Origin of the sequence: Vibrio sp. ED004 (assembly GCF_023206395.1) — a bacterium.
GTDB lineage: Bacteria > Pseudomonadota > Gammaproteobacteria > Enterobacterales > Vibrionaceae > Vibrio.
The window spans coordinates 1,443,824-1,455,393 of sequence record NZ_CP066150.1 but is presented as its reverse complement, the minus strand read 5'-3'; the positions used below and the strand labels follow the sequence as shown (position 1 = coordinate 1,455,393).

Below are 11,570 nucleotides of genomic sequence, written 5' to 3'. Positions count from 1 at the left end.
ATAAATTGAACCGGTTACCTTACTAAGGTGACCGGTTTTTTTGAGTCTAAAATTAAGAGCTTTTGGTCTATTTTTAGCTGCATTACCTTTTATTTATATGTTATATAGATGTTTTTGTTACTTTTATAAATATAAGCTATGTAAAAGAATGTGCTGAATTTCGCAATAGAGAGGCGGGGGTTCGCAAGGTAGCAATAGGAATGGTGAGAAGGATTTATGACCAACCCGAAACTAGTGATCGTAGAAGACGATCCCATCTTAAGAGAGATGTTACAGGAATATTTTGAAAGCCAATCTTTTGATGTAATCACTATTTCTGATGGCGCATCAGCGAGTGAGCAAATCTTAAATATTCAGCCCGACATTGTTCTACTTGATCTTATGTTGCCAGAAGTTGATGGGCTAACTATCTGTAGGCAAGTCCGGAGTCAGTTTAAGGGAAAGATACTCATTCTTACAGCTAGTGATGATGATTTTGACCATGTTGCAGCGTTAGAAACTGGCGCCGATGACTTTATTAGTAAACCAATTCGCCAAAGAGTATTACTTGCTCGAGTGAGGATGCTTTTGCGTCGTACTCCTGACAGTTCAATAAGTGCTGAAGTGAGCAAGAATGAGTTAGTTTTTGGTAAGTTAAATTTAAACCGCACAACCAAAGCCTGTACGCATATTGGAAAAGATATATCCATAGCGGAGAGTGAATTTGAACTGCTTTGGCTATTGGCTTCTTCGCCAGAACAGGTGTTGTCACGTAATTTTTTGACTCAACAGTTGAGAGGTATTGATTACGATGGCATTGATCGCTTTATCGACAACAAAATCGTAATCTTACGTAAAAAGCTTAATGACATAACTGTCCCACCTAAAAAGATCATCACTGTAAGAGGAAAAGGCTACTTGTTCGTACCAGAACGTTGGTAACGGTAGCTGAATAAATAATATGCGACGTATCTATTTTGAATACCTAGCGGGGCTGACAGTCATCTTCTTAGTGAGTATATATTCCTATGCTTTTATAGTTTACAAGTTAAGCACTGATTACGAATACATATTACGAGACCATGAAGCAGAAGCTTATCAAGAATTAATTGATGTGGTTTTCCGTGAAAAAGGTTTGCTTGAAACGCAGAATCTATTAAAAAGTTATGCGGATAAGACTCGGCAGAATCTGCGAATCATACCTTTTGATAACGCTCCAGAACTAGTGAGAAAAGCGTTTCAGCAGCAAGGCCGAAATGTTTACTACCATGACGAATACTTCCTGTGGTTAAGGTTAGTTGGAAGTGATGATTTGTATGAGTTATCTAAGAACAAAAATTCTTATCTGAGGAAGCAAATCAAATTTGAAAACCGTCTTATTTGGGTGTTTGCAATAGCAGGTTTTGCGTTTAGCGGCTTGTTTTTGGTTTGGAGAATCAAGCGCCGATTAAATAATCTTGAAATGGCGACGGTTGCTTTTTCTCATGGGGATCTACTAGAAAGAGCTTCCGAAAAAAATAGCATAAAATTAGGTACGTTAAACCGTAGCTTTAATGTAATGGCGGACAAGATAAGAGACTTAATCAATAGTAATAAGTCTTTGACTAATGCTGTTGCTCACGAGCTAAGAACGCCTATATTCCGAATTCAGTGGCAGGCTGAGTTGTTGAGTGACTTAGCACCAACTCCGCAACAATCTAAAGCGATAGCCCGTATTCTTGCTGATACGGATGAAATGGAAGACATGGTTGATGAGCTATTGTATTACGCTCGATTGGAAAGAGGGGGCTTTGAATTGCTTAAGCAACCTATTGATGCCAATGAATGGCTAAACGAGCGTTTTAGCATTTGGGAGAAAGAGACAACACTAGATCTCATTAAGGTGCCACTAAAAGTCCCAGCCTCTTTTTATGTCGATCTAAAGTTATTCAATAGGGCGGTGGATAATATAGTAAGGAATGCTTTTAAGTTTGCTGATACTAAGATCGTTATTGAGTTGTGGTATACCGACAATGAATTTGTTATTGAAGTTCACGATGACGGCAAAGGCGTTGAAACTGAGCATTGGCCTTATCTGTTTGATCCTTTTTACAGTGCTAATGCCGCTAGGAACAAGGAAAAACGGGTCATGGCTTAGGGTTGGCTATCGTCAAACAAGTGTGTGACCGACACCAAGCACATGTGACAGTTGGCGAAAGCTATATGGATGGTGCGTGTTTTGCGTTGTCGTTTCCTAGGCTTGAGCCATAATTCAACATGGTCATTTACTTGTTTTACGATTACACTGCGCCCAATATTTCAGAAGTACATATTTAGGTAGAGGTCACCATGGACCAAGAACATTACGAAGACGCTGATTACGAAGGTTACGAGCACGGTGAAGAAGGCGAAGAAATTGAAATCGAAGCCATTGGTATCGATGTTTCTTCTCAACCAATCGAGCTCTACAAAGTGTTTAAGATTGCTAACCTAGTAAGCGGTGGCGGTGAAGCTAAGCACATTATTTCGGAAGGTTACGTAGCGGTTAATGGTGAGCTAGAAACGCGTAAGCGCCGCAAGATGTACGATGGTGACTTTTTCGAATTCAACCAAGAATACTATGTAGTGGTGTGTGATCAGCCAGTACAAGAAGAATTAGAAAAGCCGAAAAAGAAAGAAGCGCCTAAACAAAATAACAAGGCGAAGAAAGGCCAGTCTAAAAAGGGTTCAAGCAAGAAAGAACCACAGCGCAGCACTGCAGATATGCTAAGCGCTAAAGCTGAACCTAAGAAACAGAAAAAAGAGAAGAAAGAAAACAAACCGAAAAAGAAAGCGGACACGCCTAAGCCAACACGTGATGACAAAAGCGGCCGTAACTCGATTGAATTCTTCTAACATTATTCTTGTAAGACGTTAAGTAGATATCAAAAGGCTCACTATTTAGTGAGCCTTTTTTGTTGTAGCTAGCTTAATTTGAGGATAACTCTAACTGGTTTGTTCGACTTCATTTGACGTCTTAGAACGCTTGAATGAGTAAATCATATAACCAATGATACTTGCAGCAACAATGACAGAGCAGACTCGGATAAAGTTGATCAACATTGGTGCGTTCTCAATGAACTCATTAATCCCCCAAAGTAGAACGAGCGAGAATACAAACATGACGAGTAGTCCCCAACAAGGCGCATCGACTTTACCCGGAACAACATACCAACCATCTTCTTTGATCGGCTTGTTCAAACGCGCATACTCAGCTTGCTGACCTTTGACGGTATAAAGGTGCATTTCTGTCTGTTTGCCAGTTAGCAGCAAGCTTGCAGCGTAGGCAACAATCGCATTGACGAAAACACCGATGACACAGTACCAAGGCCAAGCAATATCAGTCGCAACCGCAACATACCAAATTGCCACGAAGCTTGCCGCGACGCCAATTAATAGTCCTTTTTCTGTAATATGTTTAGAGTAAAAACCAAGCACGAACATACAGAAGTTTGCACCTACAAAATAGGAACCCGCTTTACTCAGTATTTCTAAAACTGAGCCTGTACTAGTTGCAAACATGAAGGCTGGGATGATGATACATAGCGCCCACATAACCGTGAAGAAACGCGATACTTTGAGGTAATGTTCCTCTGACTCATTTTTCTTGTAGAAGCGTTTATAGAAGTCAGTAACGGAGACGGTAGCCATAGAGTTAAAAGCGGAGTCTAGGCTCGACATACTTGCTGCAAGAATAGCTGCCGCGATGATTCCCATCAGCCCTGGCATACCATATTCGCTGGCGTAGTGCAGGATAATGGTATTGCCATTCTCAAACTCTTTGCCATCGTAGTAAGCGTTAAATAACACGCCTAACAGAATGAATACGAAGTAGATGAAGAAAGCAACGTAACCCATCATTAGCATCGCTTTTTTCGCATCACCCATATTTTTAGCCGCCATGCAGCGTTGAACCATCATTTGGTTACCGCCATACACCGTAGTGTGGAACATTGTCATTGCGATAACGCCAGCCCATACGGTGGTCACTTGGCTCAAATCTAAATTAGTTTGTAGTGCATTGGTCATGCCTTGTGACTTCAGATCTTGCATCACTTCAGTCATTGGTTGTGGCATACCATTCCACACGGCTTCGATGATGATAAATGCACCAAGAAACAGAATGACCGCTTGAATGACATCTGTCCAGATAACGGCCGCAATTCCCCCCATGACGGTATAGATCAGCGCGATAACAGTGACGATGATGATGCAGTAAGTCACGTCGATACCGGTAATGAATTCGAGGATTAACGAGGTCGCATATAAGACTGCTGCTGAGCTTATCGCTTGTTTAATCAAGAAAATCAAAGACAGAGTGATACGAGAAGCTTTACCAAAGCGTCGTTCTTGATATTCATAAATTGAAGTGAGGCCGTTGTTGTAGAAAAACGGCATAAACACTGCAACGATAAAGAAAATCACCAAAGGGTAGTTTAGGTGGATAGCGATCACCGACAAGCCTTCTTTGTAAGACCAAGCTGGTCCACCCAAGAAAGACATCGCACTAACATAGGTACACACAACAGAGATACCGATGGCCCACCATGGAATATTTCTATCGCCTAATGCAAATTGGTTAGCGGAAGTCACACGCCTACCAACGAGTGCACCCATAACTAAAGTCAGGACGATATAGGTACCAAGAATTGTCCAGTTTAAAGCGCCAAACTCATACATGCTCACGTCCTTTTAATTGTTCTTTCATTTGCTCAAACAGATCGTAACCAAGCTGTTTTAAGATGTGTGCGATATCGATAGCGACCCAGTTCTCCTTGAGTAGTTCGCCTTCTCGTCGCCAGATATCCATAACGCGAAGTTCGATGTGCTTGCCTGTCGGTGCTAACCCTAACCAGCCACTGGTGCCGGTATGTGTACCGTGCATGTGTGGCCAACCACCTGTGGATACGTAGTCATTTTTGGACAAAATATTGAGCTCGATATCGACGCTTCGATCAGGGAACGCAAATACAAATGGTCCTTGATGGTGGTCGCGGAAGCCTTGGATACCACGAGTCGTACCAATCCCAGCCGGTCCGTACCACATGAAGTCGTCATGCCAGTAGTTTTCTAGATCCATTGAATCAAGGCGCTTACCATCAAATCGACCCAAGCAAGCTAGCATGTCTAGCACTAGCTTTTGGCTTTTCTCGCTCTCTTCCGCTGCGATGCTACCTGTCTGTATTCCGTCTTGAGTCGCTGGGGTAGGGACTAATCCTGCATGGCCCAGGCTCTTGCGTAACGGGTTCACGCCAGCTTGGTTCATTGCATCAATAAAATCAGGGATTAGATAGGACTCAATAATTTGACTATCTTGGGTGCAAACCATTTCGGTGTAGCGCAAGTAGAGTGTTTTTCCTGTTGCTGGGATACCAAATAGTGGTTTTGCAAAAGTGCCGACAAAATAGCCCGTAGAGTTTACCCAAGTGCGGCCTTCGTATTCACCTTGCATAATGATTGAAGGACGTCGTTCAACATCAGGTAGCGAGTTTATTAGCGGTAATAGAAACGCTTGCTCAGTCGCATCGACACCAGAGACGTCATTAATCGGATGAGCGACACACCATTTAACGTCAGCATTTAGCATCTCTTGAGCTACTTGAGTCCGTTCGGATGAGTGAGCGTTAAAATAGGTTCTGTAGAAATTTTCTATCAAGCTGTTCAACATAATACTTCCTTATATAGTTAACCGATTTGGATGAGAATCTGTTTCCAGACAGCACTTTCATCAAGTAGCGTAAACTCTCTGCGTAGGCCCCAAGGTCCAAACTCCGCATGGCTGATTCCCATGATGTAAACGTCTTTTCCTGTAGGTTTTCCAAACATGCCGTAGCCTTCATGCTTGCCTTGTAGCGACCAACGAATAGCCGCACGTGGTGACATCATTTCGTCATTGCGGCCAATACGGTGGTGGATTTTGAACTCCGCGTTCGGAAATGAAGAGCGCAGTGACATCCAAAACTGGTCGATCTCGTTATGAGAGAGTGCAGTTTGACCGCCCGTGTATTCGCCGATACAAGCTCGGTCATATTCTTTTGGTATGACTGAGAATTCAGCACTCATTACACGTCGTAGTATGTCTTCATAGCGCTGACCGTATTCGTTGTCATTTCCTACACCAAGGTAAGGGCCTTGAATGTCGACTTGGGGAGTGAAAGGGAAGGGGCATTGTTCAACGCCACCCTCTATTTCGATTTGTTGACGAGCGTACTCTTCTGACGTCAGGCCCAGTTGGTTTGTAATCGCAGCGATGTCTCGGATCATCCACTCGTCATTGATTTGGTTATTGATGGCATGGCAGTCAGCGATAATTCGAAACTTAAGTGTTTTGTTCGTGGCTTTACCAAATACACCATCATTAGTGTGAGTTGCTGTTGAAATGATTCGATGTGATGAAAGCATCCCTTGCTCAGGAGTCCCGGACCAAATGACGTCTTCACCTAATAAGGTACGGTTCGGGAACTCGGCTAGTGTGCCCATGGTCGCGCTGATGACCTTTTCGTTTCCCTTGGTGATGGAGAGTGGTGTACGGACGATAATGTCAGGTGAGTAATAGTTATGTAGGGTACTCAGACCTCGATCTTCCCAAATTTCTTTAGTGATACCTAATATGTAATCTGGAAAATCTTGCCATTTAGAATCAAAGCCAACCATAGCCATTAATCACCTCCTGATGCGTCATAAAATTAGTTATTGGATTGTTCCTGGTTACGTATCCAATATTGCTTTTTGTTATCACTGTGTCAATGAGGTGTTTTGCATATGTTTCTTTAATGTGGGTTGGATCTGTTTTTTAACAACTCTCAAAATACGGTTCTCTGTAAGATAATTGAGTGATGGTTCACTGTTCATCGAGTGTATATGAACAAGATGATTAGGTTTAAATGTAGTGTTTATTTATATAAATCATTGTATTTATAGATTTTATAGTGGGTTTGGTGACGTGGGTATTAAACCAGAGAATGCTCTGTGACGATTTGTTATATCGAAGTGATGATGAGAGGAAATTTAGAGCAATGACTCTTATATGATGGAGCCTTACTCAGGTTGTTAATTTTTTGTTTAGATTTGTTTAATTAAAAATGGATTCGCATGCAACCATAAGTTTGGGAATGGTTGGATTGAAAAAGCCACTCAAAGATGAATATTGAGTGGCTTTGTTGTGGGTACGCTTAAGACAATAATTCTGGAAGGAACAGTGATATCGCTGGCACAAAGGTAATGATCATCAAAGCGACGAGCATGGCACCAATCCAACCTAAAATCGCCCGAGACAGGGATTCAATCGGCACGTTACCTACTTGGCTGGCCATAAATAAGTTGGCGCCGAGTGGGGGAGTGACAAACCCGATGGCTAGGTTCACGATCATCACGATACCGAAGTGAATTGGGTCCATTCCTAATGCGGTCACGATAGGCAGCAGGATTGGAGTTAAGATAACAATCGCCGCTAATGTCTCCATGAATGTACCGACGATCAGTAGCAGTGCGGTGATACATATCAAGATGAGCAGTTTGTTTTCCGTAATCGAGAGAATGAACTGCGCGATCTCCGTTGGCAGGCGTTCAAGTGTCAGGATTCGACCAAAGGTGACCGAAGCGCCCACAATCACAAGTACTGCACCTACCAATAACGAAGATTCTAAAATGATCTTCACGACCTTTTTGTAATCCAGCTCTTTGTAAACAAACATGCCGAAAAACAAGCCGTATAACACACCAATCGCCGCAGATTCAGTTGGCGTGAATACACCAGAGTAGATGCCGCCAAGAATGATTACGGGTAATAGCATTGCCCAAATCGCTTCTTTAAGCGCTGCCAGTCTCTCAGGCCATGTTGCTTTCTTATCGTTACCTTTGTAGCCGCGGATTTTAGATACGATCAAACAGTAACCGATAAGGACGAGTCCGACGACAACACCAGGCATAATGCCGGCCATGAACATTTTCGTCACGGACACTTCTGCAGTAATGGCATACACGATCATCACAACAGACGGTGGAATAATTACACCGATACCGCCTGAAGAAGCGATCAAGGCACCAGCAAAGCTTCGGTCGTAGCCTTTTTTCACCATAGACGGAATCATGGTTAAGCCAATAGCTGCAACGGTTGCTGAACCTGTACCAGAGATGGAAGCAAAGAACATACATGCAACGATCGCCACAATCCCCAAGCCACCAGTGAAGTGACCGAAGAAGACTTCAGCAACATGCAAAAGGCGTTTTGATATACCGCCTTGACTCATTAAGTTACCGGCCAATGTGAAGAGTACTACAGCCAATAGTGGGAAAGAGTCTAGGCCTGTCACCAAGCCCTGTACAAGAAATTCGATATTTAAGAAGGGTAGGCTCAAGATTGCCAGCATGCTGGCACCTGCGAGTGCGATACCTACGGGAACGCCAATAAGAAGCAGTAATCCGAAACTACCAAATAACAAAGCAGAGGTCATAAGCTTAGCTCCAACAAGCGGTTAGAAGTGCGGTGTTTTGCTTTCAAGTGACGGTAACGGTGTTGCGTTAGTCGAACCGACTTTGGCGAGTAAGCAATAATTGAAATGCGCTTATTGATGCTAACGACAAGGCGAATGGCACTGAGCACGGCACAAACAAGTACAGAGGCATACAAGCATGCAATAGGGATTTCCATCGCTGGAGCGATTTGACCCAGTTTCAAGCTTCGACCAATCACTTTAAAGCCAAACCAGGCCACGGTGCAGCTGAAGGCAAGGTAGATAAGATCAGAAAGAATCAAACTGCAGTGAGTTAGATTTCCAGGTAGTTTGTCGATGAATAGACGAATACGAATATGTCGATCATCGCGAATGCAATAGCTGATGCTCAAGTACATCGCCCAAACGAAAAGGTAGCGGGCGAGTTCTTCAGCCCAAGCGATTGAGGCATCAAATAGACGCAATGCTATTTGTAAACACAGTAGGGCGGTCATCAGCGAGATAGAAAGTACGATCAGTGTTGGTTCGAAGTATCGGTCGAACAGGCGAAACCATTTCATACGTAACTCCAAAGAGTGTTGAAAAGGGCATTGAATGCCAATGAATACACGACAGCTCAGACCTAGGACACCGTTTATAGAATGCCCTGAGATCTGATGTAACGATTGTTAGATCGTTAAAACGGTTTGTCGGTAATAGGTGATAGATGACAAAGGTATGATTTACAGATGTTCGATCTCTGTAATCACGCTGTCGAATAGCGCTTCACCGGTTTTACTGCGCAGTTCTTGGTAAACCGCTGCATTCATCTTCTCTTTCATCTGAGCACGAACGTCAGTAGGTACGACGTTCACTGTCATGCCTTTCGCCTCAAGTTCTTTGATGACGTCTTGGTTTTGTTTCGCCGCGAGATCACGCTGGACCGCGATGGTTTCTTGGCTTACTTCATTGATTAGAGCCTGTTGATCGCTCGGCAGAGCGTCCCAGAACTCTTTGTTCATGAATAGCACGTAGTTCGTGTAAATATGGTTGGTTAGCGATAGGTACTCTTGTGCTTCATAAAAACGCTCGGCATAAATTGAGTAAACTGCGCTTTCTTGTGAATTGATTAAGCCTTGTTGTAGTGAAGTGAAGATCTCACCCCAAGAGAGTGGTGTCGGCGCTGTACCTACCGATTTCCAAGCGCTGATTTGTGTTGGATTAGACGCTGAACGAATCTTTAAGCTATTTAAGTCTTCAATATTTTCAATTGGTTGCTTGTTGTTGGTGATGCTACGGAAGCCAACTTCCATAAAGCCTAAGCCATGAAAGCCCTTTGATTCCATTGACGTTAACAGTGGTTTGCCGATCTTATCGCTGTCTAACGCTTTATGAGCTTGTTCTTCATCTTCAAAAAGGTAAAAAACATCAAGCACGTTAAACTCAGGTACGTATGGCGATAGCAATACAGAGGCACCGAATGTCATCTGTAAGTTGCCTTGTTGAACGAGCTCTGTGGTTTCACGAACATCACCCAGTTGTCTTGCTGGGTAGATCTCCACTTCAAGCTCTCCATTTGAACGAGCTTCAAGCTCTTTTTCAAAATGAAGCATTGCTTTGTGAACAGGTGATGTTTCTTGGCTATCGTGAGCAAGACGAATCACATTGCTTGCAAACGTATTCATGCTAGATAGGGTTAAGCCGAGGGCAGTTATCGAGATAAAGATTGCGCGTTTCATTGTTCTTCCTTTTTCATCACATGACTTTTTATGTGCATTCATTAGAGTCATGTTGGTCAGTGGGTTTTTATTCCGCACTTCATATCCTTATTTTGCATACGAATCCAAAATATAAACACACAACTAACAAGTCAATAACAAATCCATAAAAGTGATAAAGAAGTTAATTTGAATAGACGAAATTTTAGGCGAGGTCACAGAAAGAAGCCCTAATTTGAGATTAGGGCTTCTACTCTAGATTGAATGGCGTTTTGTTTATGGGAAAAACAGCGGATTTAACAAGTTGGGGATGGGACTAAGTCGGCTAAACCTTTTATGAACTCAGTGATGTACTACCTCGTTCCACTATAATTCCGGGTTCCAACAGGTAAGTCCCCTTGGCATCGGTATTGTCATTGATACGTTGCATCAAGTCTCCCACAGCACTCTGTACTATCTTGTCTACTGGTTGCGCAATAGTCGTAAGATCGTAACTCGGCCACGCGGCCATTGGGATATCATCCACGCCCATGACGGCAAAGTCTTTCGGGATATGGCAACCAAGTTTTCGCAGGCCGTCCATAACACCCATAGCTAGGATATCATTGGCACAAAACACGGCGTCAGGTTTTGATGTGTGTTCCATTAGCTCTTTTGCTGCCTCTAATCCAGCTTCAAAACTGTATTTTGCATTGATGAAGATAGGGGAAGCTGCTTCACGTGTTTTTACGGTTTCAGAGAAGCCTAACCAACGTTTGTCACTGGTCATGGAGCCTGCATCACCACTGACATAAGCCAGTTGTTTGTAGCCTTTATCAAGCAAATAGTCCGCCGCTTGCGTACCAGCTTGTTGGTTATCTAGGCCAGCGCTGTTCGCATTAATGCTTTCTGTGTAACGGTTGATGAGGCTTAAGTGAACACCAAACTTTTCACATTGTGCGAATGCTCGGGAAGTAAGACGGCTGGTGGCAATGATTAAGCCATCAACCTGATATTCAATCGCACGTGAAATGGCAAGATCCAAGTCGTCTTTATCGATAGGACAAAGGACAACTTGACCGCCGCGCTTTTGGATTTCCATCGCGAGGGCACGAGATTGCAAGTCGTACATTGGGTTTGATTCGCTATCAAGTGCGATAGCCACTAGCCCTGAACGATTGGAAATAAGGCTGCGAGCGATCGCATTTGGCGTGTAGCCAAGCTTGGTCGCGGCATCCATAACCATTTTACGTTTCTTCTCACTAATGCTCGCTGTCGGACTGAATGCCCGAGAAACGGTAGACTGAGAAACGCCAAGCATTTTGGCAACATCAATAGAGGTAACTTTCGCTTTTATGGTGAATCTCCTTATATCGCGATAAATCCAAGCGCCACCTTGACTAGGTCAACAGGTCCTAATGAGCAAGGTTTGATAATTACAATA

At 43.3% G+C, this 11,570-nt stretch carries 9 protein-coding genes and 1 pseudogene; 3 read left to right on the top strand and 7 right to left on the bottom strand.

Annotated features, from left to right (window positions below):
• The first annotated feature begins 216 nt into the window (after positions 1-216).
• The 3 genes and pseudogenes from ITG10_RS23880 (at position 217) to ITG10_RS23870 (ending at position 2,853) form a co-directional block, all read left to right on the top strand.
• On the top strand, positions 217-921 hold the full coding sequence (locus tag ITG10_RS23880) for a response regulator (RefSeq protein ID WP_017064732.1): 705 nt from the start codon (positions 217-219) through the stop codon (positions 919-921).
• Positions 922-940: 19 nt separating this feature from the next.
• Positions 941-2,229: pseudogene (locus tag ITG10_RS23875) on the top strand (ATP-binding protein).
• 78 nt (positions 2,230-2,307) lie between these two features.
• Positions 2,308-2,853, top strand: coding sequence for an RNA-binding S4 domain-containing protein (locus tag ITG10_RS23870; RefSeq protein ID WP_248386960.1), 546 nt, complete (start codon positions 2,308-2,310; stop codon positions 2,851-2,853).
• Positions 2,854-2,943: 90 nt separating this feature from the next.
• On the opposite strand, the gene ITG10_RS23865 is transcribed toward ITG10_RS23870, so the two are convergent.
• The 7 genes from ITG10_RS23865 to ITG10_RS23835 form a co-directional block, all read right to left on the bottom strand.
• Positions 2,944-4,677 (bottom strand): sodium/solute symporter, encoded by a 1,734-nt coding sequence (locus tag ITG10_RS23865; RefSeq protein WP_017631610.1) that lies wholly within the window; start codon positions 4,675-4,677, stop codon positions 2,944-2,946.
• Positions 4,670-5,665, bottom strand: a complete 996-nt coding sequence (locus ITG10_RS23860; RefSeq protein WP_017631609.1) for an ester cyclase — start codon at positions 5,663-5,665, stop codon at positions 4,670-4,672. Before ITG10_RS23860 ends, ITG10_RS23865 begins: the two co-directional genes overlap by 8 nt.
• Before the next feature lie 17 nt (positions 5,666-5,682).
• Positions 5,683-6,657, bottom strand: coding sequence for an ester cyclase (locus ITG10_RS23855; RefSeq protein WP_017631608.1), 975 nt, complete (start codon positions 6,655-6,657; stop codon positions 5,683-5,685).
• 512 nt (positions 6,658-7,169) lie between these two features.
• On the bottom strand, positions 7,170-8,450 hold the full coding sequence (locus ITG10_RS23850; RefSeq protein ID WP_248386959.1) for a TRAP transporter large permease: 1,281 nt from the start codon (positions 8,448-8,450) through the stop codon (positions 7,170-7,172).
• Positions 8,447-9,010: a TRAP transporter small permease gene (locus tag ITG10_RS23845; protein WP_017631605.1), complete on the bottom strand. Its 564-nt coding sequence runs from the start codon at positions 9,008-9,010 to the stop codon at positions 8,447-8,449. Before ITG10_RS23845 ends, ITG10_RS23850 begins: the two co-directional genes overlap by 4 nt.
• Positions 9,011-9,172: 162 nt before the next feature.
• Positions 9,173-10,168, bottom strand: a complete 996-nt coding sequence (locus tag ITG10_RS23840) for a TRAP transporter substrate-binding protein (RefSeq protein WP_017631604.1) — start codon at positions 10,166-10,168, stop codon at positions 9,173-9,175.
• 313 nt (positions 10,169-10,481) lie between these two features.
• Complete coding sequence (locus tag ITG10_RS23835) at positions 10,482-11,447, bottom strand: substrate-binding domain-containing protein (protein WP_017631603.1); 966 nt, start codon at positions 11,445-11,447, stop codon at positions 10,482-10,484.
• Positions 11,448-11,570 lie beyond the last annotated feature (123 nt).